This is a genomic window from Micromonospora sp. H33, from assembly GCF_052068455.1.
Lineage (GTDB): Bacteria > Actinomycetota > Actinomycetes > Mycobacteriales > Micromonosporaceae > Micromonospora.
In genome coordinates this window covers 84,034-110,137 of sequence record NZ_JBQHDE010000006.1, presented here as the reverse complement: position 1 = coordinate 110,137, position 26,104 = coordinate 84,034, and the positions used below count along the sequence as shown (strand labels likewise).

Here is a 26,104-nt window from a genome sequence, read left to right as displayed (position 1 = left end):
AAGCTGGTACAACGATGTCCTTCACGCTCTTCGCCGACACCCGACTCGCGCTCGCCCGGGACTCGCTGGCCGGCCTGTCGGTCGGTGACGCGCTCGGCTCCCAGTTCTTCGTGCCCGGCCGGCGGCCCGCCGACCTGGCCGCCGGCCGACTCCCGCCGCCGCCCTGGGCATGGACCGACGACACCGAGATGGCCTGCTCCGTCGTCGCCGCCCTCGCCGACACCGGGCGGATCGACCGGGACGCGCTGGCCCTCGCGTTCGCCGAGCGCTGTGAGCCGTACCGGGGCTACGGGCCGGGCGCCGTCACCATCCTGCGGCTGATCCGGGCCGGCACCCCGTGGCCGGTGGCCGCCGCCTCGGCCTTCGACGGGCAGGGCTCGTGCGGCAACGGCGCCGCCATGCGGGTCGGGCCGCTGGGGGCGTACTTCGCCGACTCGACCGCCCGGGCGGCGGCGCAGGCCCGGGCGTCGGCCGAGGTGACCCATGCCCACCCGGAGGGCGTCGCCGGCGCGGTCGCGGTCGCGGTGGCCGCGTCGCTGTCCGCCCGCGGCCGGCTGGACGGGCACCGCCCGGAACCGGACCGGCTGCTCGCCGGGGTGGCCGCCGCGCTGGATCCCGCCACCGAGGTGCACCGGGGCGTACGGCGGGCCGCCGGGTTGCTCGGCCGTCCCCTGCCGGAGGTCGTGGACGCCCTCGGCAACGGCTCCCGGGTCACCGCCCAGGACACCGTCGCCTTCACCTGCTGGGTCGCCGCCAGCCGTCTGGACGACTACCCGGCGGCCGTCCGCACCTGCGTCGAGGCGGGCGGGGACGTGGACACCACCGCCGCGATCGTCGGGGCGGTGGTTGCCGCGTACACCGGGGTCGGCACCCCGGGCGGGGTGCCGACCGAGTGGCTCGACGCCCGCGAGCCGCTGCCCGACTGGGCGTCCTGACCGGTCGGCGGGCGGGGCCAGGCCCAAGATCGACTCCGTGCCGGCGGCATGGTGGTTCCCGACCGTGCCGGATACCGCGATGCCGCCGGCATGGAGTGGATCAGCCGGCCGTCACGGTGGTCCGGGACGCCGGGTCGGCCGGAGCCGCCATCTCGGGTTCCGCCGCCGAGGCGGTGAGGGTGGGCGGCTCCTCCGGTCGAGGCTCGTCGGCGGGCGGGTCGCCGTCCTCGGCGGGCGGTTCGCCGTCGAGGACGGCGCGCAGATCGGTCCGGTCACCGGACGGCTCACGGCGGCGCAGCCGGCTGAGGAACCAGCCGCCCGCCACGCCGCCGCCCAGGCCCGCGAGCAGACCGGCGGCGAGCAGCCCGTTCGCGTTGCCGCCGTCCGACTCCGGGGCGCCGGTCGTACCCGCCGGGTCGACCGCGTCCGGCGCGCCCGGCGCCGCGCCGTGGCCGTGCCCGCCCCCGGCCGCGCCCGGCTCCGGCGGCAGCAGGGTGAGCGCGGGCGCCGCCTTCTCGCCCGCCGGGCCCGACCAGCGGACCACCGTGCCGTCGGCGTACGTCTGGAGCACCTCGAAGCTCAGCCGCTCCACCTGTGGCAGCGGGCCCATCGACAGCGTCAGCCGGGCCGGCCCGGCGGGCGAATCCGGCATGCGGAACCAGGTCACCGCGCTGGTCACCGTGGTCACGCCCGAGGAGTGGATGCCGGCGACCGGCTTGTCGAGGTCGCGGGTGGCGGTGCGGGGCGCCCAGCCGGTCACCGACATCGGGTAGACCTCGGCGATCGGGGTGTCGGCGGGCAGCCGGATCTCGATCCGCTCGGTGCGGGTGCCAGCCCGCTCCTCCGGCACCACGAACTCCAGCTTCACCGCGTCGCCCTGCCGGGCCTGCGCCGGCTGGACCGTCACGTCCGCCGCGTACGCCGTGCCGGGCCAGGCCAGCAGCGCGCCCGCGACCAGGGCGGTGACCGCCCCGGCCCGGCGGCCGCGCCCCTCGCGCGTCCTCGCCATCGTCGTCCCCATCCGTGTCCACGTGGCCGGAACCGGCTCCGGCCACACCTGGTAGTTCGGACGCGGGCACGGAAAGGTTCAACGGCCTTTCGTGTTAGAGGGGACCCCTTTGCCACGCGAGACGTTAAGAAGGGACCCTTCCTTACACCGCAGGCGGTGCGGGGTGGGACGACCGATAGCATCGGCAGCATCCGTACCGCCTGCCCGTGAGGAGTCACCGTGTCCGCACCCCGTATCCCCGTCGTGGCCGACCCCGTCGTCGTGGCCGCCGGGACGACGGCGGCCGACGCGGTGGCGGCGGCCGGCCTGCCCACGACCGGGCCCAAGGCGATCGTGGTGGTCCGCGACTCCCAGGGCCAGCTGCGCGACCTGGACTGGCGGCCGGAGGCCGACACCGAGGTCGAGCCGGTGGCCATCGACACCCCGGACGGGCTGAACGTGCTGCGGCACTCCACCGCCCACGTGCTCGCCCAGGCCGTGCAGGACGTCTTCCCGGAGGCGAAGCTCGGCATCGGCCCGCCCATCGAGAACGGCTTCTACTACGACTTCGCCGTCGACAAGCCGTTCCAGCCGGAGGACCTGGCGAAGCTCGAGAAGCGGATGCAGGAGATCGTCAAGTCCGGCCAGCGGTTCCGCCGGCGGCGCTTCGACAGCCTCGACGAGGCGAAGGCCGAACTGGCCGCCGAGCCGTTCAAGCTGGAGCTGATCGACGTCAAGGGCGAGGGCCTGGACTCGGACGAGGTCATGGAGGTCGGCGGCGGCGAGTTGACCATCTACGACAACCTCGCGGCCAACGAGGACAAGGTCTGCTGGTCGGACCTGTGCCGCGGTCCGCACCTGCCGAACACCCGGCTGATCGGCGCGTTCAAGCTGATGCGCTCGGCCGCCGCGTACTGGCGGGGTTCGGAGAAGAACCCGCAGCTCCAGCGGGTGTACGGCACCGCGTGGCCGACCCGGGACGAGCTGAAGGCGTACCTGAAGCTCCTCGAGGAGGCCGCGCGGCGCGACCACCGCAAGCTCGGCGCGGACCTCGACCTGTTCAGCTTCCCCGACGAGATCGGCTCCGGCCTCGCGGTGTTCCACCCGAAGGGCGGCATCATCCGCCGGGAGCTGGAGAACTACTCGCGCCGCCGGCACGAGGAGGCGGGATACGAGTTCGTCAACACCCCGCACATCACCAAGGGGCAGCTCTTCGAAACCTCCGGGCACCTCCAGTGGTACGCCGACGGCATGTACCCGCCCATGGAGATGGAGGGCGCGAACTACTACCTCAAGCCGATGAACTGCCCGTTCCACAACCTGATCTTCCGGTCGCGCGGGCGGTCCTACCGGGAACTGCCGCTGCGGCTGTTCGAGTTCGGGTCGGTCTACCGGTTCGAGAAGTCCGGTGTGGTGCACGGCCTGACCCGGGTGCGCGGCATGACCCAGGACGACGCGCACATCTACTGCACGCAGGAGCAGATGGCCGGCGAGCTGAAGTCGCTGCTGTCGTTCGTCCTGGACCTGCTGCGCGACTACGGCCTGGACGACTTCTACCTGGAGCTGTCCACCCGCAACCCGGAGAAGTCGGTCGGCACCGACGAGAACTGGGAGCGGGCCACCGAGGCGCTGCGGTCGGCCGCCGAGGAGTCCGGCCTGCACCTGGTGCCCGACCCGGGCGGCGCGGCCTTCTACGGGCCGAAGATCTCGGTGCAGGCGAAGGACGCCATCGGGCGGACCTGGCAGATGTCGACCATCCAGGTCGACTTCAACCTGCCGGAACGGTTCAACCTGGAGTACCAGGCGGGCGACGGCTCGCGGCAGCGGCCGGTGATGATCCACCGGGCCCTCTTCGGCTCGATCGAGCGGTTCTTCGGTGTGCTGACCGAGCACTACGCGGGTGCGTTCCCGGCGTGGCTCGCCCCGGTGCAGGTGGTCGGCATCCCGATCCGCGAGGACCACACCGACTACCTGCACGGCTTCGTCGCCGCGCTGCGCGCCGAGGGCATCCGCGCCCAGGTCGACGCCGGTGACGACCGGATGCAGAAGAAGATCCGCACCGCCCAGCAGCAGAAGATCCCCTTCATGGTGATCGCCGGCGACGACGACGTGGCGGCGGGCACCGTGTCGTTCCGCTACCGGGACGGCTCGCAGCGCAACGGCGTACCGATGGCCGAGGCGGTCACCCACGTCGTGGACGTGGTGTCGTCGCGCAGCAACATCGGCCCGTCCGCCGCGGCGGAGTAGGGGCCGGCCCCTGCCGCGCCCGTCGACGTCCGGCGGGCGCGGTGGCGTTCGGCGGCCCGCCGTGCGGGTCGTAGGATCGCTGCTGTGACTGGGGCGGACGGACACACGGACAGCGGCGACGCCATGGCGGACGGCCTGGATCGGCTCTGGACGCCCCACCGGATGACGTACATCTCCGGCGAGGACCGGCCCGAGGGCGGGTACGAGAAGCCGAGCGGCTGCCCGTTCTGCCTCGCGCCCGGTCGCCCCCGGCCGGAGAGCCTGGTCGTGGCGCGCGGCGAGCACGTCTTCGTGGTGCTCAACCTCTATCCGTACAACCCGGGGCACCTGCTGGTCTGCCCCTACCGGCACGTCGCCGACTACACCGACCTCGACGGCCCGGAGACGGTCGAGCTGGCCGGGTTCACGCAGACCGCCATGCGGGTGATCCGCAAGGTCAGCAACGCGCACGGCTTCAACCTCGGGATGAACCAGGGCGGCGTGGCCGGCGCCGGGATCGCCGCGCACCTGCACCAGCACGTGGTGCCCCGGTGGGGCGGGGACGCCAACTTCATGCCGGTGATCGGCCGCACCAAGGTCCTGCCGCAGCTGCTCGGCGACACCCGCGAGCTGCTGGCCCGCGCCTGGCCGTCCTGACACCCGGCGCGATCGCCTCCCTCCGGTCGGCCGGAGGTGACAGGATGCGGCGATGGCAGTCATGACGCGGACGCTGGGTCGCAGCGGCATCGAGGTGAGCGCCCTGGGCATGGGGTGCTGGGCGATCGGTGGGCCCTGGTCCGAGGGGGCCCAGCCGCTGGGCTGGGGCGTCGTCGACGACGACGAGTCCGTCCGGGCGGTCCGCCGCGCGCTCGACCTCGGCGTGACCTTCTTCGACACCGCCGACACGTACGGCGCGGGGCACTCGGAGCGGATTCTCGGGCGGGCCCTCGCCGGCCGGCGTGACGAGGCGGTCGTCGCGACGAAGTGGGGTTACACGTTCGACGAGGCGGCCCGCCAGGCGACGGGGCAGGACGCGTCCCCGGCGTACCTGCGGCGGGCGGTGACCGACTCGCTGCGCCGGCTCGACACCGACCGCATCGACCTCTACCAGCTGCACCTGGGCGACCTCCCGGTGCCGCGCGCGGAGGCCCTGATCGGCACGCTGGAGGACCTGGTGGGCGACGGGCTGGTCCGCGCGTACGGGTGGAGCACCGACCGGGTGGACCGGGCCGCCGCGTGGGGGCAGGCCGCCCGCGGCGCCACCGCCGTGCAGCACACCCTGTCGGTGCTGCGGGACGCCCCCGAGCTGCTCGCCGTCTGCGACAAGTACGACCTCGCCAGCGTCGCCCGGGGCCCGCTCGGGATGGGCCTGCTCACCGGCAAGTACACGACGGGCTCCACGCTGCCCCGCGACGACCTGCGCGGGCACGCGCCCGGCTGGCTGGAGTGGTTCCGGGGCGGGCGGCCGGCGCCGGAGTGGCTGCGCCGGGTGAGCGCCGTCCGGGCCGCGCTCACCGCCGACGGCCGGACCCTGGCGCAGGGCGCGCTGGGCTGGATCTGGGCGCGCAGCGACCGTACGGTCCCGATCCCCGGCTGCCGTACGGTCGCCCAGGTCGAGGAGAACGCGGCGGCGCTGGCCCGGGGCCCGCTCCCGCCGGACCAGTTCGCCGAGGTCGAGCGCCAGTTGGCGGCCCTGCGCGCCGCCGCCCTCCGCGAGGCCGACCGCCCCTACTGGCCCAGCCCCACGCTCCCCACCGCCCGCCCCTGACCGCCGTGGCCGCCTCTTCCCTCTCCGACTGCCCCTCTTTCAGCGAAAGAGTGGTCATCCGGCGCGCAATACGCACTCTTTCTCTGAAAGTGCGCGCGCGTCGGCGGGCGCGGGCGCGGGCCGGCGGGGGCGGGTGGGGCGGGGACGGGGGTGGGTCAGGTGTGTTCTTTGCGGATCTGGTCGGCCAGGTGGGTGGGCATGGGCTCGTAGCGGACGAACGTGCGCCGGAAGGTGCCGGTGCCGGAGGTCATCGAGCGCAGCTCCACCGCGTACCGGAGCAGTTCCGTGTGCGGCACCTCGGCGCGCACCAGTGTGCGGCCCTCCGCGGTGGTGTCCGGCTCGGTGCCGAGTACGCGGCCGCGCCGGCCGGACAGGTCGCCCATCACCGCGCCCACCGACGAGTCGGGCACCCGGATGACCACCTCGTCGACCGGTTCCAGCAGCGCCGGCTGGCCCTTCTCGGCCGCGTCCTTGAGCGCCAGCGCCCCGGCGGTCTGGAACGCCGCGTCGGAGGAGTCCACGCTGTGCGCCTTGCCGTCGAACAGCGTCACCCGCAGGTCCACCACCGGGCAGCCGGCCACCAGGCCGCGCTCCATCTGGGCGCGGACCCCCTTCTCCACCGACGGGATGTAGTTGTGCGGTACCGCGCCGCCCACCACCCGGTCGACGAACTCGAAGCCGGCGCCGGGCGGCAGCGGCTCCACCTCGATGTCGCAGACCGCGTACTGGCCGTGGCCGCCGGACTGCTTGACGTGCCGGCCGTGCCCCTTGGCCGGCACGGTGAACGTCTCGCGCAGCGCCACCCGCACCGGCTCGGTGTCCAGCTCCACGCCGCCGGTCCGCAGCCGCTCCAGCACCACGTCGGCGTGCGCCTCGCCCATGCACCAGAGCACCAGCTGGTGGGTCTCGGGGTTACGGTCCAGCCGCAGGGTGGGGTCGCCGGCCACCAGCCGGGCCAGGTTGCGGGCGAGCGCGTCCTCGTCCGAGCGGCTGCGGGCCACGATCGCCACCGGCAGCAGCGGCTCCGGCATCTCCCACGGCGCGATCAGCAGCGGGTCCTCCTTCGCGGAGATGGTGTCACCGGTCTCCGCGCTGCCCGACTTGGTGATCGCGCAGACGTCGCCGGCCACGCAGAGGCCCACCTCCCGCAGCGTCGCGCCGAGCGGCGAGTAGATGTGCCCCACGCGTTCGTCGGCGTCGTGGTCGGGGTGGCCCCGGTCGGCCATGCCGTGCCCGGAGACGTGCACGGTCTGGTCCGGGCGCAGGGTGCCCGAGAACACCCGCACCAGCGAGACCCGACCGACGTGCCGGTCGATGGTCGTCTTGACCACCTCGGCGACCAGCGGTCCGTCGGGGTCGCAGGTGAGCGGCGGGTGGGGCGTGCCGTCCACCCCGGCCACCGCCGGCACGTCGTGCTCCAGCGGCGACGGGAAGCCCGCGGTGAGCACCTCCAGCAGGGCGTCGAGCCCCACCCCGGTCTCCGCGCATACCGGCACCACCGGGTAGAAGTGACCGCGCGCGACCGCCTTCTCCAGGTCCTCGATGAGGATGTCGGTGCCGATCTCCTCGCCCTCGAGGTACCGGTCCATGAGGGTCTCGTCCTCGCTCTCGGCGATGATCCCCTCGATCAGCTCGTTGCGGGACTCGGCGATCGCCGGCAGGTGCTCCGGGTCCGGTTCGCGTACGTCCGCGGGCAGGCCGCCGGTGTAGTCGAAGACCCGCCGCGTGATGAGCCCGAGCATGCCGACGGTGGAGATGCCGTCGTCACCGAGCATCGGCAGGTAGAGCGGGAGCACGTTGTCGCCGAAGACCCGCTGGCAGAGCGCCACCGCCTCGTCGAAGTCCGCACGCGGGTGGTCCAGCCGGGAGACGGCGACCGCCCGGGGCATGTCGACGGCGGCGCACTCCTCCCACAGGGCGGCGGTGGCGGCGTCCATCCCGTCGACCGCGGAGACGACGAAGAGCGCCGTGTCGGCCGCCCGCAGCCCGGCCCGCAGCTCACCGACGAAGTCGGCGTACCCCGGGGTGTCCAGCAGGTTGACCTTGATCCCGTCGTGCATGAGGGGCGCGCAGGCCAGGCTCACCGACCGCTGCTGGCGTACGGCGGCGGGGTCGTGGTCGCTGACCGTGGTGCCGTCGGTGACGCTTCCGGCGCGGCCGATCGTGCCGGTCGCGGCGAGCAGCGCCTCGACCAGTGTCGTCTTGCCGGCACCGGAGTGGCCGACGAGCACCACGTTGCGGACCCTGCCGGGGTCGGTCACCACCGGCACGCCGCCGGTGACCCCCTTCTCCTGACTCTTCTGCGCCATGGGGCGCACCTCCCTCAGCCGGTGGTTGGTGGCGACCGCCGCGCGCGACGGGGAGCGGCCCGGGGCGGGTGCGCGGCGATATCCTCCGGTGGTCTGCTGCCAAGCGGGAACGGGACCGGTGGACCGGTGAGCTGGCTCACCTTTCCTGGGTCGATCAGACACCCGATGTCCGGGCGGCACAAGCCTCGCCGCGCGGGTCACCTGACCGGCCGTATCGCCGCTGGCCCGGGGACCGTTATCGTGGGACCGCCATGGCGAAGATCTTCCAAGTGACGGCCCGCGCGGGCATGACCCGCGTCGTCGAACCGCTCGCGCGCCGCCTGCTCCGCGCGGGCGTCACCCCCAACGCGGTCACCGTGACGGGCACCCTCGGCGTGCTCGTCGGCGCGCTCGGCTTCGGCGCCCGCGGCGACCTCGTCGCCGGGGCGCTGATCGTGACGGTGTTCGCGCTCACCGACCTGCTCGACGGGACGATGGCCCGGATGAGCGGCGGCTCCACCCGGTTCGGGGCGTTCCTCGACTCGAGCATGGACCGGGTCGCCGACAGCGCGGTCTTCGGCGCCGTGGCCTACTACCTGGCCACCGAGGGCGATCACGCCGGTGTCGCGGCGGCCCTCGTCTGCCTGGCCGCCGGCAGTCTCGTCTCCTACGTGAAGGCCCGCGCCGAGGGGCTTGGCATGACCTGCAACGTGGGCATCGCCGAGCGCACCGAGCGGCTCCTCATCGTCGGCGTCGGCGGCCTGCTGGCCGGCCTCGGCCTGCCGGTCGCGCTGCCGGTCGCGCTCTGGCTGCTCGCCGCCGTGTCGATCTTCACGGTCGGTCAGCGGATGACCCACGTGTACCGGCAGTCCCAGCAGGTCCCCACCGCGTCGGGCGGGCAGGGGTGAGGGCCGCGCGGGGCTCGCGCCGGTGACCCTCACCGAGCTGGGCTACCTCGCCGGGTGGCGTGCGGTCCGCGCGCTGCCCCGGCCCGTCGCGGCCGCGGCCTTCCGGGCGGGCGCCGACCGCGCCCACCGTCGCGGCGGCCCGAGTACGGCCCGACTCCGCGCCAACCTGCGCCGCGTCGTCGGTCCCGACGTGCCGGAGGCCGAGCTGGACGAGCTGGTCCGTGCCGGCCTGCGCTCGTACGCCCGGTACTGGCTGGAGGCGTTCCGCCTGCCGGCGCTGAGCCGTACGGAGATCCTCGCCGCGTTCCGGCTGGACCGCGAGGAGGTGCTGGCCGCCGACGTGGCCACCGGCCGGGGGGCGGTCGTGGCGCTGCCGCACGCCGGCAACTGGGACGCCGCCGGCGCCTGGGTCGCGGCGATGGGCTGGCCGATCACCACGGTCGCCGAGCGGCTCAAGCCGGAGGGCGTCTACCAGCGGTTCCTCACCTTCCGGCGCAGTCTCGGCATGGAGATCCTGCCCACTCACGGCGGGGACCGGCCGGCCTTCGACGTGCTGGTCGACCGGGTCCGGGCCGGCGCGGTCGTTCCGCTCCTCGCCGACCGGGACCTCTCGGCGCGCGGCGTGGAGGTGGAGTTCTTCGGTGCCCGCACCCGGATGCCCCCCGGTCCGGCGCTGCTCGCGCTGCGCACCGGCGCCCCGCTCTACGTCGCCTCGTTGTGGTACGAGCCGGACGCCGCGCGCGCCTCGATCGAGGGGCCGCTGCCGGTGCCCGGTCCGGAGGAGGGCCCGCTGGACGTGCGGGTCCGGGCGCTGACCCAGCGGATCGCCGACGGTCTGGCGGCGGGCATCGCCCGCCATCCGGAAGACTGGCACATGTTGCAGCGGATGTGGTTGGACCAGCAGCACGCGACAGCGGACGGCGCGGCCCAGCCCTCGCCGGCTACGGGACAGGTCTGAGGGAAAGGGCGCCAACGTGCGGATCGGCATCGTGTGCCCGTACTCCTTCGACGTACCGGGCGGCGTGCAGAACCACGTGATGGACCTCGCCGAGGCGCTGATCGGCCTGGGGCACGAGGTGAGCGTCCTCGCCCCGGCCGACGAGGACTCGCCGCTGCCGCCGTACGTGGTGCCGGCCGGGCGGGCGGTGCCCCTGCCGTACAACGGCTCGGTGGCCCGGATCGCCTTCGGTCCGGTCTCCACCGCCCGGGTCCGCCGGTGGATCACCCGGGGTGAGTTCGACGTGCTGCACGTGCACGAGCCGCTGACCCTCAGCCTGTCCATGCTCGCCGTGCTCTGCGCCCGCGGGCCGGTGGTGGCGACCTTCCACACCGCGATGACCCGGTCCCGGGTCCTCGCCGCCGCGCAGGGCGTTCTCCAGATCGTGCTGGAGCGCATCACCGCCCGGATCGCGGTCAGCGCCCTGGCCCGCAAGGTGCAGGTCGAGCACATGGACGGCGGGGCGGTGGAGATCCCGAACGGGGTGGCCGTCGCGAAGTTCACCGACGCCGAGCCGCTGTCCGGCTGGCCGGGGGAGTGCGCTCCGGGCCGGGGCGGCACGATCGGGTTCCTCGGCCGGTTCACCGAGGCCCGCAAGGGCTTCCCGGTGCTGCGGGACGCGTTCCTGCAGCTCGCACCCGAACGCCCCGGGCTGCGGCTGCTCGTCGCCGGGCCGGGCGACTCCGACGACCTGTACGAGAAGTTCCCGGCCGAGCTGCGCGACCGCGTCACCTTCCTCGGCCTGGTCTCCGAGGCGGACAAGGCCCGGATGCTGCGCAGCGCCCACCTCTACGTGGCGCCGAACACCGGCGGCGAGTCGTTCGGGATGATCCTCACCGAGGCGCTCGCGGCCGGGACCACCGTCGTCGCGAGCGACCTCGACGCGTTCCGGCGGGTGCTCGACGGCGGCCGGGCCGGCCGGCTCTTCCGCACCGGAGACCCGACGGCGCTGCGGACGGCCCTGGTCGAGCTGCTGGACGACGCGGACGCGCGGGCCGCGCTGACCGCCTGCGGCGACCAGGTGGTGGCGAATTTCGACTGGCCCGTGGTTGCCCGACGGGTTCTGGAGGTATACGCAGCGGCGATCGAGGCCACCGACGGCCGGGTCATCGACCAGGAGTGGGTGGGGCTGGGCTGACCGGCGGGGCCGGTGGTACCGGAGAGGCCGGCGGTCGGCCGGCCGTGGCCGGCGGAGACGGAAACGGAGCGACACTACGATGCCGGGCATGTGGTGGGTGGTGGGCGCGACGCTGGTCGTCGGGCTGGTGGCGGCGTACCTCGTGTGGACCGCCGGCCGGGTCGACCGGCTGCAGGCACGGGCGGAGTCGGCCGCACGCGCGCTCGACGCCCACCTGCTGCGCCGCGCGGCGGCCGCCGCGGTCCTCGCCGAACGCCGCTACGGCGTCGAGCTGTACGCGGCGGCGCGGATCGCGCTCGACGCCCGCCCCGACGAGCGGGAGGCCGCCGAGAACGACCTCACCCGCCAGCTGCGCTCGGTGCAGCTCGACCCGGGCGATCCGGACGCTGAGGCCGTGATCGCCGCGAGCCGGCGGCTGGCGCTGGCCCGGCAGGTCCACACCGACCTGGTCCGCGACGCCCGCGCGGCGCGCAGCCGACCGCTGGTGCGCCTGTTGCGGATGGGGCGGCGGCAGCCCTGGCCGCGCTACTTCGACATCGACGACCCGACGCTGACCGCACCCGCCGACGTCCCCGCCGGCTGAGCGCGCGCCCGCCGCCCGACCCGTGACGCCTGCCACAGAGCAGGCCACCGTGGGTCTGATTGGCTGTCGGACGCGCGTTGGCCCGGTCGTAGCATTTCCGCAGCCACCCCCGAGCACGTCTCTAGGAGCGATGAACCGTGCCCGAAACCACCTCCCACAACACCACGGCCACCCCCGTCACCGGCACCGCTCGCGTCAAGCGCGGCATGGCCGAGATGCTCAAGGGCGGCGTGATCATGGACGTGGTCACCCCCGAGCAGGCCAAGATCGCTGAGGACGCCGGCGCCGTCGCCGTGATGGCGCTGGAGCGGGTGCCCGCCGACATCCGCGCCCAGGGCGGCGTCTCCCGGATGAGCGACCCGGACATGATCGACGGCATCATCAACGCCGTCTCCATCCCGGTGATGGCCAAGGCCCGGATCGGCCACTTCGTCGAGGCGCAGATCCTCCAGTCCCTCGGCGTGGACTACGTCGACGAGTCCGAGGTGCTGACCCCGGCCGACTACGAGAACCACATCGACAAGTGGGCCTTCACCGTCCCCTTCGTCTGCGGCGCCACCAACCTGGGTGAGGCGCTGCGCCGGATCACCGAGGGCGCGGCCATGATCCGCTCCAAGGGCGAGGCCGGCACCGGTGACGTCTCCAACGCCACCACCCACATGCGCAAGATCCGCAAGCAGATCCGCCGGCTCCAGTCGCTGCCGGCCGACGAGCTGTACGTCGCCGCGAAGGAGCTGCAGGCACCGTACGAGCTGGTCAAGGAGGTCGCCGAGACCGGCAAGCTGCCGGTGGTGCTGTTCACCGCCGGTGGTATCGCCACCCCGGCCGACGCCGCCATGATGATGCAGCTCGGCGCCGAGGGCGTCTTCGTCGGCTCCGGAATCTTCAAGTCCGGCAACCCGGCCCAGCGCGCCGCCGCGATCGTCAAGGCCACCACCTTCCACGACGACCCGGACGTGCTGGCCAAGGTCTCCCGCGGCCTCGGCGAGGCGATGGTCGGCATCAACGTCGACGAGATCCCGCAGCCGCACCGCCTGGCCGACCGCGGCTGGTGACGTGAAAGGAGGGGCCCCTTGTTAACGCCTGCGGTAGAGCAGGGGCCCCTTCCTAACACTCGGAAGGAGCGAACGTGACGGCACCCGTGATCGGTGTGCTCGCCTTGCAGGGCGACGTCCGCGAGCACGCCGCCGCACTGGCCGCGGCCGGCGCGGACGCCCGCCCGGTCCGGCGCCGCGAGGAGCTGGAGGCGGTCGACGGCCTGGTCATCCCCGGCGGCGAGTCCACCACAATCAGCAAGCTGGTCGACATCTTCGAGCTGCGCGAGCCGATCGACAAGCGCATCGCCGGCGGCATGCCCGTGTACGGGTCCTGCGCCGGCATGATCATGCTGGCCGGTGAGGTGCTCGACGGCCGGCCCGACCAGCGCGGCTTCGCCGGCATCGACATGACCGTCCGGCGCAACGCGTTCGGGCGGCAGGTCGACTCGTTCGAGGCGCCGGTGAACGTGGCCGGCGTCGACGGCGGGCCGTTCCACGCGGTGTTCATCCGGGCGCCGTGGGTCGAGCGCGTCGGCGACGGCGTCGAGGTGCTCGGCACGGTGACCGAGGGCCCGGCGGCCGGGCGGATCGTCGCGGTCCGGCAGGGCAACCTGCTGGCCACGTCGTTCCACCCCGAGCTGACCGGCGACCGACGCCTGCACGCGTACTTCGTCAACCTGGTCCGCACCGCGGCCTGAGCCCGCACAGCCCCGCGCGTCCGCCGGGCCCCGGCGCTTGTCGATCAAGAGGTTTTCGGGGTGAGAGAGCCCTCTCCCGCCCGCAAACCTCTTGATCAACGGGAGCGGGCGCGGAGCGCGGGACCAGGAGAGGGTGCGGGGTGCGGGACCGCTCAGCCGGCGACGGCGCGCAGGCGGCCGGGTACGCGGCCCAGGAGCTGGTCCAGGCGGGCGGCTGTCACCGCCTCCGCGGGCAGCTGCACGACGAGCCACTGGTCGGGCGCGTCGCCGACGGCGAGGGTCTCGTAGGCCAGCCGGAGCGGCCCGGCGTGCGGGTGGCGCAGCTCGCGGACCCCGTGGCGCGCCGCCGGCACCGGGCGCCGCCGCCACCGGTCGGCGAACGGCGCGCCCACTGTGCGGACCAGCCGGTCGGCGAACTCGTCGGTGGCCGGGTCGCCCTGGCGTAGCCGGTGCAGCTCGGCGACCTGGTGGTCGGCCGTCCCCGCCCAGTCGGCGAACGCCTCCCGCGCCCGTTCGTCGGTGAAGACGTACCAGGTCAGGTTGGGGCGGGAGCCGTCGAGCAGGCCCAGCGGCCGGGCGACCCGGTCGAAGGGGTCGTTCCACGCCAGGATGTCGCCGAGCCGGTTGGCCACGTGCGCCGGCGCGTCGCGGAGGGCGTCGAGCAGCGCGCGGACGGACGGCCGGACCGTACGCGTGACCGCGGTGCGCCCGCGCGGGCAGAGCTGCCGGCTGTGGTGGGCGGCCGCGAGCTGGCGGAGGTGCTCGCGGTCGGCGTCGTCCAACCGCAGCGCGTCGGCGAGCGCGGCGAGGATCTCCGGCGACGGGCGGGTGTCGCGGCCCTGTTCGAGGCGGGTCAGGTACTCCACGCTCACCTGCGCGAGCGTCGCCAGCTCGGCGCGGCGCAGCCCCGGTGTGCGGCGTCGGGGCCCCTCGGGCAGGCCGACCCGCCCGGGCGGGAGCGCCTCCCGCCGGCTGCGCAGGAACGCGCCGAGCTCTCCGTCCATCACCGGCCCAGTCTGACACCGGACACCCGATGAAGGGTGTCCCTGCCGGGGCCACCCTCGCGACGGCCTCCCCACCCGTCCGGTCCGGCGCGAGGCTCAGGTCATGCAGAACACACAGACCTCCGGGCCGGTTCGGATCGGCGTGATCGTGGGCAGCACCCGACCGGGCCGGCGCGGCACCGCCGTCGCCGGCTGGGTGTCCCAGGTTGCGTCCCGGCACCCGGCCGTTCGTGACGGCAACGCCGTCGTCGAGCTGGTGGACCTGGCCGAGCAGGGCCTGCCGCTGCTCGACGAGCCGGTGCCGGCGCTGTTCGGCGACTACCGCAACCCGCACACCCGGCGTTGGGCGGGCGTGGTCGGCGGGTACGACGCCTTCCTGTTCGTCACCCCGGACTACAACCGGTCGATCCCTGCCGCGCTGAAGAACGCCGTCGACTACCTGTACGCCGAGTGGAACGGCAAGGTCGCCGGGGTGCTGACCTACGGCGTGCAGGGCGGCACCCGGGCCGGCGACCACCTCCAGACCGTCCTCGGCGAGGTGCGGGTCGTGGTCGTACCGACGCGGGTGTCGCTGGGGCTCTTCACCGATTTCGACTTCTCCGGCGCACCGCCGGGCGACCCGACCCACCCGGCCCGGCTCGACCCCGAAGACGGGCGGGAGCAGTCGCTCACGACGATGCTGACCGAAATCGTGACGTGGACGACCGCGCTGCGCACCGCCGAGGCGGCCGCCGACCGCCGTCCCGAGCTGGTGGGGTGAGCGGTGGAGACGATCGTCATCCAGTACCGGGTCCGCCCCGAGCAGGTCACCACGCACCTGACCCTCCTGCGTGCCGTCTACGCCGAGTTGGCCGGGACCCGGCCGGCCGGGTTTCGCTTCGTGACGCTGCAACTGGACGACGGGCGCAGCTTCGTGGACATCGCCCTGGCGCCGGAGCTGCCGGGACCGTTGCCGCAGCTGGAGTCGTTCCGCCGGTACCGTGCCGGGCTCGAGGCCCGCTGTGAGGAGCGGAGCACCTCCGGATTCACCGCGGTCGGGTCGTACGGCTTCGGGGAATGACCACCCGGCCCGCCCCGTTGTGCCTGTTCGGGCCGCCCGGGGCGGGCCGGCACCGTGCGGTGCTGCCGCTCGCCCGCCGGTCACCGGTAGGATTGCCGAGATTCGGCAGGGCCATCTGCCCGCCTTCCGCCAGAGCTGACCGGCACCTCCGCGTGCGCCGGCGGGAGCGGGGCGTGTGCGGTGCGGTCGATGCAGACGGCGGGTAGCAACGGAGGTAGCTGATGTCCGGCCACTCAAAGTGGGCGACGACCAAGCACAAGAAGGCGGTCATCGACGCCAAGCGCGGCAAGATGTTCGCCAAGCTGATCAAGAACGTCGAGGTGGCGGCGCGCACCGGCGGCGGCGACCCGGCCGGCAACCCGACGCTCTACGACGCCATCCAGAAGGCCAAGAAGAACTCGGTCCCCAACGACAACATCGATCGTGCCGTCAAGCGCGGCTCCGGCCTGGAGGCCGGCGGCGCCGACTACCAGACGATCATGTACGAGGGCTACGGCCCGAACGGCGTCGCGCTGCTGATCGAGTGCCTCACCGACAACCGCAACCGCGCCGCCACCGAGGTGCGCACCGCGCTGACCCGCAACGGCGGCTCGTTCGCCGACGCCGGCTCGGTGTCGTACATGTTCTCCCGCAAGGGCGTGGTGATCGTCCCCAAGACCGGCACCACCGAGGACGACGTGATGATGGCCGTCCTCGACGCGGGCGCCGAGGAGGTCAACGACCTCGACGAGGCGTTCGAGGTGGTCTCCGAGCCGGGTGACCTGATCGCGGTCCGCACCGCGCTCCAGGATGCCGGCATCGAGTACGAGTCGGCCGAGTCCTCGCTGATCCCGAGCGTCAACGTCCCGCTCGACGAGGAGGGCGCCCGGAAGATCTTCAAGCTGATCGACGTCCTGGAGGACTGCGACGACGTGCAGAACGTCTACGCGAACTTCGACGTCAGCGACGAGATCATGGCCGCCGTCGGCTGACCTGGGACGCCAATCGCGCCGGACGACGTTTGTCGTCCGGCGCGATTTTCTGTCTGGGTGATCCACTCCGTGCCGCCGGCATCGGGCTTTCCGGCCGTGCGGGACGCCGCGATGCCGCCGGCATCGAGTGGATCGTGTCAGGACCGGCGGCGCAGGAGCTGGTTGAGGTGGCCGCGGGCTGCGGCGGACACGGCCGGACGGGTGCAGCCGACGAATCGGGCGAACAGGTGGCGGCGGCCCGGGCCGGCGCCCTGCGGCCCGGCGCCGACGGGTAACACGCGCCGAGGTTGCGGCGGCCCCTGGCCCGCCGGGCCACCGGCCCTCGTGATCCACTCCGTGCCGCCGTGCGCCGGCCGGGCACCCCCGTGAGTGCCGGGCCGGGGCGGGAGTAGGCCGTCAGCGGCGGGCGCGGAGCGCCTTGACCACGCTGTCGATGACGTCCCAGATCACGATGGCCACGATGCCGACCACGACGCCGGTCGCGACCGTGTCGAGGTTGTCGCCGTCCCGCAGCCAGGGGATCCGGGCCACGAACTCGGGGTTGAGCAGCCGGTCGGTGAGCAGCAGCCAGATCACCGGCACCGCGAACGTCAGGTGCAGCAGGGCGTTGACCGCGACGAGGGGCCAGGTCCAGCGGCCGATGCGGTACTTGGTGAGCTCCAGGCCGACGCTGACCACCATCACCGCGAGCAGGACCGGCAGCCAGGACGTCCACAGTGCGGGGTCGAGGATCGCCAGCTGGTCACTGCCGGCGGGAACCAGCGTCTGGAAGTGCTGCCAGACGAGGAACGCGGCCGTCAGCACCAGCGCGACGAGCGACGCGCACGTGTCGGTGAGCGTGACGTCCCGCTCGACGGGCTCGTCGGGGAGGTCGTCGACGGTCCAGTCGGGCAGGTTCAGCGGGGTGCCCAGCCGTTCGAGCACCGCGAAGACCACCGTCACCCAGAACGCGATCTGCACCGCGGTCTGGAAGGCGGCGACGATCCCGGCCCCGACGGCGCCGCCCGGGTTGTCGCCGGCGGTGGCCTCCACCACGCCGACGACCACGCCGACGATGCCGGGGATGATGCTGAGCAACGTGACGAGCAGCCGCTGCCAGACCAGGTAGTAGGTGGGGCCGATGAGCTGCAGGCGCCGGTCGGCGTACCGGGCGGCGAGCTGTGCGGGGTCACCCAGCTCGGTGAGCACCTCCCGCTCGGCGGCGGCGCTGGCCTCCCCGGCGGCCGCCCGGCCCTCGATCATGTCCTCGATCGAGGCGCGCAGCTCGGTGGCGATCTCCCCGCGCCGCGCGGCCGGCACCGAGCGCAGGGTCGCGGCGACGTAGCGGTCGGTCAGCGTGGTCATCGGTCGACTCCTTCGAGCAGGGCGGTCATGGAGGTCTGGACGGCGGACAGGTCGGCGAGGAGCCGGTCGAGGACGGCCGCGCCGTCGGGGCTGGTCCGGTAGAACTTGCGCGGCCGGCTCTCCTCGGTGTTCCACTCGCTGGTCAGCAGCCCCTGGTCCTCGAGACGGCGCAGCAGCGGGTAGAGCGTGTTGGCGTCGACGGGGAAGCCGTGGTCGGTCAGGCGTTGCAGCAGCGCGTAGCCGTAGTCGGGACGGCGCAGGGCGACCAGGCTCGCCACCACGACGGTGCCCCGGCGCAGCTCCTGGAGGTGGGTCCGGAGGATCTCATCGCTGACCATGCATCACACGATACTGTGCGGCACACACTATTGTCCAAGGCCCATCATTGTGTCGGGATGGCGACGGGGTCGCGGCGCTGGCACCGCCCTGTGACACTGGCCGGGCGAACCGGCCGGACGCGCGTGGATCCACTCGGGACAGGTCGGCCGGACTTCAGCGGGGAAAGGTGTTATGACCAGCTATTTCTCGTCCGGCCGTGCCCGGACCAGCTCACTTGCCCTGGCGGTGGCCGCCGCCCTCCTGCCCGCCGGCGCCGCGGAGGCGGCACCGCGCACCACCACCATCGACCGTCCGGCCCCGCCGACCGCCTACTGGTCGGTGGAGACGTACCCCGGCATCACCCGGGAACAGGCGTTCGCCGACAGCCAGCCCGCCGTCCGTGGTGACACCCCCTTGACGCCCGTCGGCATCGGATGGGAGCAGGATGCCCGGCTGGTCGGGGGAGAGGCACCCGCGTTCGACGGCGTGTCGTCGTACCTGTCCGCGGCGTCCGCCACGCTGGACAGCTCCGGCACCTTCTCGGTCGCCGCCTGGGTCCGCCTCACCGACACGTCCGTCAGCCGGGACTTCCTCAGCAAGGCCAGCTCCGGGCACGCCACGTTCTCGGCGGGCTACGACAAGGCCTCCGACCGGTGGCAGGTCCGGATGCCGACGAAGACCGGCAAGGGCGCCAAGTGGTCCGTCGCCCGCTCCACCTCGGCGCCGCGGGTCGGCCTCTGGACCCACATCGCGGTGGTGCACGACGCCGCCGCGCGTACCCTCACACTCTGGGTCGACGGCGTCGCCGAGGCGACGCAGACCGGTGTAACCGGCGTCAACGACCCCGCCGGCGAGTTCCGCCTGGGTCGCGGTGACGCCACCTGGTGGCGGGGCAACCTGGCCGGCGCCCGAGTGTACGACCGGGCCCTCGTGGTCCAGGACTTCACCGGCTGGCGCGCCTCGGACCCAGGGTCCGGCGGCTTTGACGAGCCGGGTCTCCTCAAGCCGATCCAGGTCGGCAAGTGGAACTTCGAGAACGCGATCCCGTGCTACGACGAGTCGATCGACGACCCCACCCTCTGCTCCGCCCCCGACAGCACCGCCTTCGGCCGACAGCTCTACCTGACCCAGGGGGCGTACATCGACGCCGGGCGGTGGGGCAGCGTCCTCACCCTGGACGGGACGCACTGGATCGACGACCCGTCGGATCCGCACTACGGCGAGGCCACCCGGGAGTACGCCCGCAGCCAGGCCAACCGCGGTGAGCCGGCCAACCCGGTCTGGGAGGACGCGCCGGTGCTGCGTACCGACCAGTCGTTCACCCTCTCCACCTGGGCCCGGCTCGAGCCGTCACGTGGCACGCAGACCGTGCTGTCCCAGGACGCGGCCGGCGGCCACGCGTTCCGCCTCGGCTGGGAGCCGGTCGACGGCGGGCGCTGGACCCTCGTGGTGCCGGCGGACGGCACCGGCGCGGACGGCGGCGCCGCCGCGGTGGCGGCCGCCCCGGCACTCGACGCCGACCTGTGGCACCACCTGGTCGTGGTGCTCGACGCCGCCCACCGGCGGGTGCTGCTCCACGTCGACGGCACCCTCGTTCAGTCGGTGGCGCTGGACGCCGCCTGGCAGCCCCGGCAGGCGACCGGTTCGCTGCTGGCCGGGCGCGTGAGCACCCCAGCCGGCCCCGAGGGGTGGCTGTACGGCCAGGTGGACGACCTGGGCGCGTACCAGGGCGCGATGAGCTCGGCGGACGTGCGGGCGCTCTTCGACGCCCAGCGGGTCTGACACCCCTGGCGAGGGTGCGGGTACCCGGCGGTGCCCGCGCCCTCGCCGGCCGCGCCGTCGCCGTGTACGAGATGCGGACCACCTCCGGCGCGGACGGTGGAGGCCGTCAGCCGGCGTCGGTAGGGTAGGTCGGTCGACTCCGACACCGCTTGATCCACAACCCGGGGGGCGCCACGCATGGGCGATTCGTTCGCGCATCTGCACGTGCACACGGAGTACTCGATGCTCGACGGTGCCGCCCGGCTCAAGGACCTCTTCGCCGAGGTCAGCCGCCAGGGAATGCCGGCGGTGGCGATGACCGACCACGGCAACATGCACGGCGCGAACGACTTCTACAAGCAGGCCATGGCCGCCGGCGTGAAGCCGATCCTGGGCATCGAGGCGTACGTGGCGCCGGAGTCGCGGTTCCACAAGCAGCGGGTGCGGTGGGGCCGCCCGGAGCAGAAGAGCGACGACGTCTCCGGCAGCGGCGGCTACACGCACATGACCATCTGGGCGCGGAACAGGATCGGCCTGCACAACCTGTTCAAGCTCACCAGCCGGTCGTACACGGAGGGGTTCTTCGTCAAGTGGCCGCGGATGGACGCGGAACTGCTGGCCGAGCACGCCGAGGGGCTGATGGCGACCACCGGCTGCCCCTCGGGTGAGGTGCAGACCCGGCTGCGGCTGGGCCAGTACGACGAGGCGTTGAAGGCCGCGGCCAAGTACCAGGAGATCTTCGGCAAGGAGAACTTCTTCCTGGAGATCATGGATCACGGCATCAGCATCGAGCGCCGGGTCCGCCAGGAGCTGATGGAGATCTCCCGCAAGCTGGACATCCCGCCGGTGGTCACCAACGACTCCCACTACACGCACGAGTCACAGGCCGAGGCGCACGACGTGCTGCTCTGCGTGCAGACCGCCGCGAACGTCGCCGACCCCAATCGGTTCAGGTTCGACGGCAGCGGCTACTACATCAAGTCCGCGGACGAGATGCGCGCCGTCGACACCTCCGACATCTGGCTCCAGGGCTGCCGCAACACTCTGCTGGTCGCCGAGAAGGTCGACCCGGCCGGCATGTTCGAGTTCCACAACCTGATGCCGCGCTTCCCGGTGCCCGAGGGGGAGACCGAGGAGTCCTGGTTCCGTAAGGAGACGTTCAAGGGGCTTGCCCGCCGCTTCCCGGACGGCGTCCCGGAGGGACACGTCAAGCAGGCCGAGTACGAGTTGGGCGTCATCATCCAGATGGGCTTCCCGTCGTACTTCCTCGTGGTCGCCGACTTCATCCAGTGGGCCAAGAACCAGGGCATCGCCGTGGGTCCGGGCCGTGGCTCGGCCGCCGGCTCGCTCGTCGCGTACGCCCTCGGCATCACCGACCTGGACCCGATCCCGCACGGGCTGATCTTCGAGCGGTTCCTCAACCCCGAGCGCGTCTCGATGCCGGATGTCGACATCGACTTCGACGAGCGTCGGCGCGGTGAGGTCATCAAGTACGTCACCGAGAAGTGGGGCGAGGACAAGGTCGCCCAGATCGCGACCTTCGGCACCATCAAGGCGAAGGCCGCGATCAAGGACTCGGCGCGGGTGCTCGGCTTCCCGTACGCGGTCGGCGACCGGATCACCAAGGCGATGCCGCCGGCCGTGATGGGCAAGGACATCCCACTCACCGGCATCTTCGACCCGAAGCATCCCCGCTACGCCGAGGCCGGCGAGATCCGGGGCCTCTACGAGTCGGATCCGGACGTCAAGAAGGTCATCGACACCGCGCGCGGCATCGAGGGGCTGATCCGGCAGACCGGCGTGCACGCCGCCGGCGTCATCATGTCCGCCGAGCCGATCGTCGAGCACATCCCGCTCATGCGGCGGGACGCCGACGGGGCGATCATCACGCAGTTCGACTACCCGACCTGCGAATCGCTCGGGCTGCTGAAGATGGACTTCCTCGGCCTGCGCAACCTGACCATCATCGACGACGCGCTGAAGAACATCGAGAGCAACCACGGCCGCAACGTCGACCTGCTCAAGCTGCCGCTGGACGACAAGCCCACGTACGAGCTGCTGGCCCGCGGCGACACCCTCGGCGTCTTCCAGCTGGACGGCGGGCCGATGCGTTCGCTGCTGCGGCTGATGAAGCCGGACAACTTCGAGGATATCTCCGCGGTCCTCGCCCTCTACCGGCCCGGCCCGATGGGCGCCAACTCGCACACCAACTACGCCCTGCGCAAGAACGGCCAGCAGGAGATCACCCCGATCCACCCGGAGCTGGCCGAGCCCCTGGAGGAGATCCTCGGCCCGACGTACGGCCTGATCGTCTACCAGGAACAGGTGCAGCGCGCCGCGCAGAAGCTCGCCGGCTACTCGCTCGGCCAGGCCGACCTGCTGCGCCGCGCGATGGGCAAGAAGAAGAAGGAGGTCCTCGACAAGGAGTTCGTGCCGTTCCGCGACGGCATGCGGGCCAACGGCTACTCCGACGAGGCCATCCAGACGCTGTGGGACATCCTGGTCCCGTTCGCCGACTACGCGTTCAACAAGGCGCACACCGCCGGGTACGGCCTGGTGTCGTACTGGACCGGTTACCTCAAGGCGAACTACCCGGCCGAGTACATGGCGGCGTTGCTCACCTCGGTGGGCGACGACAAGGACAAGATGGCGCTCTACCTGTCGGAGTGCCGCCGGATGGGCATCCAGGTGCTCCCGCCGGACGTGAACACCTCGGCCGGCCCGTTCACCCCGGTCGGGAAGGACATCCGCTTCGGCCTCGCCGCGATCCGCAACGTCGGCGCCAACGTGGTGAGCGCGATCAGGCGCTGCCGCGAGGAGAAGGGCGAGTACGCCGACTTCTACGACTTCCTGTCCAAGGTGGACGCGGTCGTCTGCAACAAGAAGACCATCGAATCGCTGATCAAGGCGGGCGCGTTCGACTCGCTGGGGCACCCGCGCAAGGGCCTGCTCGCGGTGCACGCCGACGCCATCGACGCGTACGCCGACGTGAAGCGCAAGGAGGCCGTCGGCCAGTACGACCTGTTCGGCGCCGGGTTCGGCGACACCGACTCCGCCGCCAGCACCACGGTGATGCCGACCATCGCCGAGGGGGAGTGGGACAAGCGGGACAAGCTGGCCTTCGAGCGCGAGATGCTCGGCCTGTACGTCTCCGACCACCCGCTGTTCGGCCTGGAGCACGTGCTCGGCGCCGCGGCGGACTGCACGATCGCCGCGCTCTCGGAGGAGGGCACCGTCCCGGACGGCGCGGTGGTCACGCTCGCCGGGATCCTCTCCGGCGTGCAGCGGCGGGTCACCAAGCAGGGCCGCGCGTGGGCGTCGGCCACCCTGGAGGACCTGGCCGGTGGGGTGGAGACGCTGTTCTTCCCCAACACGTACGAGGTGATCGGTCAGTACATCGCCGAGGACGCGATCGTGGTGGTCAAGGGGCGGGTCGACCGTCGCGACGACACCCCGCGGATCATGGCGATGGACATGTCCATGCCGGACATCAGCAGCAACCCGGCCAACAAGCCGGTCACGCTCACCATCCCGGTCACCCGCTGCACCCCGCCGCTGGTCGAACGGCTCAAGGAGACGCTGGTGCTGCACCCCGGCGACGCCGAGGTGCACGTCAAGCTGCTCAACGGCGGCAAGGTGACCACGCTGCGGCTCGGCCCGTTCCGGGTGGCCAGCACCCCCGCCCTGATGGCCGACCTCAAGAGCGTCCTCGGCCCGGCCAACGTCAGCTGACGGCGGCCACCCGCCGGCCGGTGCCGGCGCGGCGGTCACACCGCCCGGTACTCCATCTCCGGGCGCCCCGGCGTGCCGTACCGGGGGGTGCGCGCCGCCCGCTCGACGTCGACCAGGTACTCCAGGTACCGCCGGGCGGTCACCCGAGAGATGCCCGTGCGCTGCCCGACCTCGGTCGCGGAGAGCCCGGCCCGGTCGGAGAGCGCGCCGAGCACGGTGCCGAGGGTCTGCTCGTCCAGCCCCTTCGGCAGGGTGTGGCGCGCCGGGCCGCGCAGGGTGGCGAACATGCGGTCCACCTCGTGCTGCGCGGCGACCTCACCGTCGGCGAGCGCCTGCCGGCGGTAGTCGGCGTACCGCTCCAGCTTGTCGCGGAAGGCCGCGAAGGTGAACGGCTTGAGCAGGTAGTGCGTCACCCCGAGGGAGACGGCCGTGCGGACCACCGCCAGGTCCCGGGCGGAGGTCACCGCGAGCACGTCGACGCCGCTGCCCGCCGCCCGCAGCGCCCGGCAGACGTCCAGGCCGTGCAGGTCGGGCAGCCGGAAGTCGAGCAGCACCAGGTCGATCCCGGTGCCGTCGTCCCGGCGCAGCGCCGCCATCGCCTCCTGCGCGGTGTACGCGACGCCGACCACCACGAAGCCGGGCACCCGTTCCGTGTACGCCTTGTGCGCCTCGGCCAGCAGCGGCTCGTCCTCCACCACCAGCACCCGGATGTCGGTCATGACCGGCCGCCCCCGACCGGCAGCCGGACGGTGAAGAGAGTGCCGCCCTCGTCGGAGCGGCGGACGTCGGAGCTGCCACCGTGCCGGCGGACCACCTGGCCGACCAGCGCCAGGCCGAGGCCCCGGCCCGAGCTCTTGGTCGACCAGCCGCGCCGGAAGGCGTCCGCCACCCGGTCCGGTTCCAGCCCCGGGCCGTTGTCGCCGACCCGGATCACCAGCTCGTCGCCGGCGGTGCCGACGAAGACCCGTACGCGGCGCGGCGGCGGTGTGCCCGCCACCGCCTCCAGCGCGTTGTCGACCAGGTTGCCGACGACGGTCAGCAGGTCGGCCGCCGGCAGGGGACTGTCCTCGAGCCGGCAGTCCGGTTCGATCACCAGATCCACGCCCCGCTCGCCGGCCTGTGCCGACTTGCCGAGCAGCAGCGCGGCCAGGGCCGGCTCGGTCACCGCCCCGACCACCCGGTCGGTCAACTGCTGAGCCATGGTCAGGTCCCGGGTGGCGAGCTGGACGGCCTCGTCGGTGCGGCCCAGCTCGACCATCGTCAGGACGGTGTGCAGGCGGTTCGCCGCCTCGTGGGTCTGCGCCTGGAGGGCCTCGGTGAGCCCGCGGACCGAGTCCAGCTCGCTGGCCATCGCCCGCAGGTCGGTCTGGTCGCGCAGGGTCAGCACGGTGCCGTGGGCCCGGCCCTCGAAGCGGGCGGTGCGCTGGTTGGCCACGAGCACCCGGTCACCGGCGAGCACCAGCTCGTCGTGCGTCTCCCGCCCGGAGCCGAGCAGCTCGGCCACGGCCGGGGGCAGGTCGATCCCGGCCACCGGCCGGTCGGTCACCGGCGCCGCACCGTCGAGCCCGAGCAGCCGGCGCCCCTCGTCGTTGACGAGCGCCACCCGGCGGTCCGTGGTCAGCACGACGAGGCCCTCCCGCACCGAGTGCAGGACCGCGTCGTAGTACTCGTACATCCGGGTCATCTGCGCCGGCCCGAGGCCGTGCGTCTGCCGGCGCAGCCGCCTGCTGAGCAGCCACGAACCGGTGGCCGCGAGGGCCAGCGCCGGCACGGCGGCGCCGAGCAGCACCGGCAGTTGGCCGAGCAGCTTGCGGTTGATCGCCCGGGTGGTGATGCCGACCGAGACGAGGCCGACGACACGGCGGTCCTCGTCGTACACCGGAACCACCGCGCGCACCGACTCGCCGAGCGTGCCGACGTTGGTGGTGACGAGCGGGCGGCCGGTGAGGGCCGGCCCGATGTCGCCGATGAACGGCTGGCCGATCCGCTCCGGGCTGGGGTGCGAGTACCGGGTCCGGTCGGGGGCCATCACCACCACGAAGTCGGTGCCCGTCGCCACCCGGGTGGCCTCCGCGTACGGCTGGAGACGGGCGACCGGGTCGGCCGAGGCCAGCGCCGCCCGCACGTCGGGGGAGCGGGCGACGGTCTGCGCCACCGCGAGCACCTCCTCCTCCGCCGCCTGCCGTGCGTCCACCCGGGCGAGCCAGACCGCGCCGGCCGCGCCGGCCAGGACGAGCAGCGTGACCACGACGGCCTGGAGGGCGAACAGTTGCCCCGCGATGCTCCACTGGCGTCGGGCCACGTCCACCTCCTCGCCGGGCCGCCGCTGCGCCGCCGCACGGTTGCGG

At 73.1% G+C, this 26,104-nt stretch carries 23 protein-coding genes; 15 read left to right on the top strand and 8 right to left on the bottom strand.

Annotated features, from left to right (window positions below; genetic code table 11):
• Positions 1–14 precede the first annotated feature (14 nt).
• Positions 15–935, top strand: coding sequence for an ADP-ribosylglycohydrolase family protein (locus tag ACTMS0_RS16210; protein ID WP_441156018.1), 921 nt, complete (start codon positions 15–17; stop codon positions 933–935).
• A gap of 100 nt (positions 936–1,035) precedes the next feature.
• Here ACTMS0_RS16210 and ACTMS0_RS16205 read toward each other — a convergent pair whose 3' ends face one another.
• Positions 1,036–1,944 (bottom strand): DUF1775 domain-containing protein, encoded by a 909-nt coding sequence (locus ACTMS0_RS16205; RefSeq protein WP_441156017.1) that lies wholly within the window; start codon positions 1,942–1,944, stop codon positions 1,036–1,038.
• A gap of 219 nt (positions 1,945–2,163) precedes the next feature.
• Between ACTMS0_RS16205 and thrS the strand changes: the two genes are divergently transcribed.
• The 3 genes from thrS (at position 2,164) to ACTMS0_RS16190 (ending at position 5,917) form a co-directional block, all read left to right on the top strand.
• Complete coding sequence (thrS, locus tag ACTMS0_RS16200; RefSeq protein ID WP_441156016.1) at positions 2,164–4,170, top strand: threonine--tRNA ligase; 2,007 nt, start codon at positions 2,164–2,166, stop codon at positions 4,168–4,170.
• Between the two features lie 123 nt (positions 4,171–4,293).
• Complete coding sequence (locus ACTMS0_RS16195) at positions 4,294–4,806, top strand: HIT family protein (RefSeq protein ID WP_441156213.1); 513 nt, start codon at positions 4,294–4,296, stop codon at positions 4,804–4,806.
• Positions 4,807–4,858: 52 nt separating this feature from the next.
• Positions 4,859–5,917: an aldo/keto reductase gene (locus ACTMS0_RS16190; protein ID WP_441156015.1), complete on the top strand. Its 1,059-nt coding sequence runs from the start codon at positions 4,859–4,861 to the stop codon at positions 5,915–5,917.
• Positions 5,918–6,072: 155 nt separating this feature from the next.
• Here ACTMS0_RS16190 and ACTMS0_RS16185 read toward each other — a convergent pair whose 3' ends face one another.
• Complete coding sequence (locus ACTMS0_RS16185) at positions 6,073–8,226, bottom strand: elongation factor G-like protein EF-G2 (RefSeq protein ID WP_441156014.1); 2,154 nt, start codon at positions 8,224–8,226, stop codon at positions 6,073–6,075.
• Between the two features lie 251 nt (positions 8,227–8,477).
• On the opposite strand from ACTMS0_RS16185, the gene pgsA reads away from it, so the two are divergent.
• From pgsA to pdxT, 6 genes are all read left to right on the top strand, one after another.
• Complete coding sequence (pgsA, locus tag ACTMS0_RS16180; protein ID WP_441156013.1) at positions 8,478–9,113, top strand: phosphatidylinositol phosphate synthase; 636 nt, start codon at positions 8,478–8,480, stop codon at positions 9,111–9,113.
• A 22-nt stretch (positions 9,114–9,135) separates the two neighbouring features.
• On the top strand, positions 9,136–10,071 hold the full coding sequence (locus ACTMS0_RS16175) for a phosphatidylinositol mannoside acyltransferase (protein WP_441156012.1): 936 nt from the start codon (positions 9,136–9,138) through the stop codon (positions 10,069–10,071).
• Positions 10,072–10,087: 16 nt separating this feature from the next.
• The gene (locus ACTMS0_RS16170) at positions 10,088–11,248 is read left to right on the top strand and encodes a glycosyltransferase family 4 protein (RefSeq protein WP_441156011.1); all 1,161 of its coding nucleotides are present in this window, start codon (positions 10,088–10,090) and stop codon (positions 11,246–11,248) included.
• A 79-nt stretch (positions 11,249–11,327) separates the two neighbouring features.
• Complete coding sequence (locus ACTMS0_RS16165) at positions 11,328–11,831, top strand: hypothetical protein (protein ID WP_441156010.1); 504 nt, start codon at positions 11,328–11,330, stop codon at positions 11,829–11,831.
• A gap of 137 nt (positions 11,832–11,968) precedes the next feature.
• Positions 11,969–12,886 carry a pyridoxal 5'-phosphate synthase lyase subunit PdxS gene (gene pdxS / locus ACTMS0_RS16160; protein ID WP_441156009.1) on the top strand — a complete coding sequence of 306 codons (918 nt, stop codon included), beginning with the start codon at positions 11,969–11,971 and terminating at the stop codon, positions 12,884–12,886.
• A gap of 74 nt (positions 12,887–12,960) precedes the next feature.
• Complete coding sequence (gene pdxT, locus ACTMS0_RS16155; RefSeq protein ID WP_441156008.1) at positions 12,961–13,566, top strand: pyridoxal 5'-phosphate synthase glutaminase subunit PdxT; 606 nt, start codon at positions 12,961–12,963, stop codon at positions 13,564–13,566.
• A 152-nt stretch (positions 13,567–13,718) separates the two neighbouring features.
• Here pdxT and ACTMS0_RS16150 read toward each other — a convergent pair whose 3' ends face one another.
• Positions 13,719–14,570 (bottom strand): helix-turn-helix transcriptional regulator, encoded by an 852-nt coding sequence (locus tag ACTMS0_RS16150; protein WP_441156212.1) that lies wholly within the window; start codon positions 14,568–14,570, stop codon positions 13,719–13,721.
• A 103-nt stretch (positions 14,571–14,673) separates the two neighbouring features.
• Here ACTMS0_RS16150 and ACTMS0_RS16145 point away from each other — a divergent pair, with 103 nt between their 5' ends.
• The 3 genes from ACTMS0_RS16145 (at position 14,674) to ACTMS0_RS16135 (ending at position 16,601) form a co-directional block, all read left to right on the top strand.
• Complete coding sequence (locus ACTMS0_RS16145; RefSeq protein ID WP_441156007.1) at positions 14,674–15,330, top strand: NADPH-dependent FMN reductase; 657 nt, start codon at positions 14,674–14,676, stop codon at positions 15,328–15,330.
• Positions 15,331–15,333: 3 nt separating this feature from the next.
• Positions 15,334–15,630 (top strand): hypothetical protein, encoded by a 297-nt coding sequence (locus ACTMS0_RS16140; RefSeq protein WP_441156006.1) that lies wholly within the window; start codon positions 15,334–15,336, stop codon positions 15,628–15,630.
• Between the two features lie 221 nt (positions 15,631–15,851).
• Positions 15,852–16,601, top strand: coding sequence for a YebC/PmpR family DNA-binding transcriptional regulator (locus ACTMS0_RS16135; RefSeq protein ID WP_441156005.1), 750 nt, complete (start codon positions 15,852–15,854; stop codon positions 16,599–16,601).
• 137 nt (positions 16,602–16,738) lie between these two features.
• Here ACTMS0_RS16135 and ACTMS0_RS16130 read toward each other — a convergent pair whose 3' ends face one another.
• The 3 genes from ACTMS0_RS16130 to ACTMS0_RS16120 all read right to left on the bottom strand — a co-directional run bounded on the left by ACTMS0_RS16130 (position 16,739) and on the right by ACTMS0_RS16120 (position 18,283).
• Positions 16,739–16,879: a hypothetical protein gene (locus ACTMS0_RS16130; RefSeq protein ID WP_441156004.1), complete on the bottom strand. Its 141-nt coding sequence runs from the start codon at positions 16,877–16,879 to the stop codon at positions 16,739–16,741.
• A gap of 118 nt (positions 16,880–16,997) precedes the next feature.
• The gene (locus ACTMS0_RS16125; RefSeq protein ID WP_441156003.1) at positions 16,998–17,945 is read right to left on the bottom strand and encodes an HAAS signaling domain-containing protein; all 948 of its coding nucleotides are present in this window, start codon (positions 17,943–17,945) and stop codon (positions 16,998–17,000) included.
• The gene (locus ACTMS0_RS16120) at positions 17,942–18,283 is read right to left on the bottom strand and encodes a PadR family transcriptional regulator (RefSeq protein ID WP_441156002.1); all 342 of its coding nucleotides are present in this window, start codon (positions 18,281–18,283) and stop codon (positions 17,942–17,944) included. The genes ACTMS0_RS16125 and ACTMS0_RS16120 overlap by 4 nt, the downstream gene beginning before the upstream one ends.
• A gap of 172 nt (positions 18,284–18,455) precedes the next feature.
• On the opposite strand from ACTMS0_RS16120, the gene ACTMS0_RS16115 reads away from it, so the two are divergent.
• Together ACTMS0_RS16115 and dnaE are read left to right on the top strand one after the other, a co-directional pair.
• A complete protein-coding gene (locus ACTMS0_RS16115; RefSeq protein WP_441156001.1) occupies positions 18,456–20,045 on the top strand; it encodes a LamG-like jellyroll fold domain-containing protein in 1,590 nt (529 codons plus the stop codon).
• A 177-nt stretch (positions 20,046–20,222) separates the two neighbouring features.
• On the top strand, positions 20,223–23,756 hold the full coding sequence (dnaE, locus tag ACTMS0_RS16110) for a DNA polymerase III subunit alpha (protein ID WP_441156000.1): 3,534 nt from the start codon (positions 20,223–20,225) through the stop codon (positions 23,754–23,756).
• A 35-nt stretch (positions 23,757–23,791) separates the two neighbouring features.
• On the opposite strand, the gene ACTMS0_RS16105 is transcribed toward dnaE, so the two are convergent.
• Both ACTMS0_RS16105 and ACTMS0_RS16100 read right to left on the bottom strand, forming a co-directional pair.
• Positions 23,792–24,475, bottom strand: coding sequence for a response regulator (locus ACTMS0_RS16105; RefSeq protein WP_441155999.1), 684 nt, complete (start codon positions 24,473–24,475; stop codon positions 23,792–23,794).
• Entirely contained in the window at positions 24,472–26,058 is a 1,587-nt protein-coding gene (locus tag ACTMS0_RS16100) for an ATP-binding protein (RefSeq protein ID WP_441155998.1), read from the bottom strand. The genes ACTMS0_RS16105 and ACTMS0_RS16100 overlap by 4 nt, the downstream gene beginning before the upstream one ends.
• Between the last annotated feature and the right edge of the window lie 46 nt (positions 26,059–26,104).

Bases quoted from the DNA above. Each gene is read 5' to 3' on its own strand.
- ACTMS0_RS16150 (WP_441156212.1), bottom strand. From the start codon at position 14,570: ATGGACGGAGAGCTCGGCGCGTTCCTGCGCAGCCGGCGGGAGGCGCTC.
- ACTMS0_RS16165 (WP_441156010.1), top strand. From the start codon at position 11,328: ATGCCGGGCATGTGGTGGGTGGTGGGCGCGACGCTGGTCGTCGGGCTG.
- ACTMS0_RS16120 (WP_441156002.1), bottom strand. From the start codon at position 18,283: ATGGTCAGCGATGAGATCCTCCGGACCCACCTCCAGGAGCTGCGCCGG.
- ACTMS0_RS16145 (WP_441156007.1), top strand. From the start codon at position 14,674: ATGCAGAACACACAGACCTCCGGGCCGGTTCGGATCGGCGTGATCGTG.
- ACTMS0_RS16210 (WP_441156018.1), top strand. From the start codon at position 15: ATGTCCTTCACGCTCTTCGCCGACACCCGACTCGCGCTCGCCCGGGAC.
- pgsA (WP_441156013.1), top strand. From the start codon at position 8,478: ATGGCGAAGATCTTCCAAGTGACGGCCCGCGCGGGCATGACCCGCGTC.
- ACTMS0_RS16195 (WP_441156213.1), top strand. From the start codon at position 4,294: ATGGCGGACGGCCTGGATCGGCTCTGGACGCCCCACCGGATGACGTAC.
- ACTMS0_RS16135 (WP_441156005.1), top strand. From the start codon at position 15,852: ATGTCCGGCCACTCAAAGTGGGCGACGACCAAGCACAAGAAGGCGGTC.
- ACTMS0_RS16190 (WP_441156015.1), top strand. From the start codon at position 4,859: ATGGCAGTCATGACGCGGACGCTGGGTCGCAGCGGCATCGAGGTGAGC.
- dnaE (WP_441156000.1), top strand. From the start codon at position 20,223: ATGGGCGATTCGTTCGCGCATCTGCACGTGCACACGGAGTACTCGATG.
- ACTMS0_RS16125 (WP_441156003.1), bottom strand. From the start codon at position 17,945: ATGACCACGCTGACCGACCGCTACGTCGCCGCGACCCTGCGCTCGGTG.
- ACTMS0_RS16105 (WP_441155999.1), bottom strand. From the start codon at position 24,475: ATGACCGACATCCGGGTGCTGGTGGTGGAGGACGAGCCGCTGCTGGCC.
- ACTMS0_RS16115 (WP_441156001.1), top strand. From the start codon at position 18,456: ATGACCAGCTATTTCTCGTCCGGCCGTGCCCGGACCAGCTCACTTGCC.
- ACTMS0_RS16205 (WP_441156017.1), bottom strand. From the start codon at position 1,944: ATGGCGAGGACGCGCGAGGGGCGCGGCCGCCGGGCCGGGGCGGTCACC.
- ACTMS0_RS16185 (WP_441156014.1), bottom strand. From the start codon at position 8,226: ATGGCGCAGAAGAGTCAGGAGAAGGGGGTCACCGGCGGCGTGCCGGTG.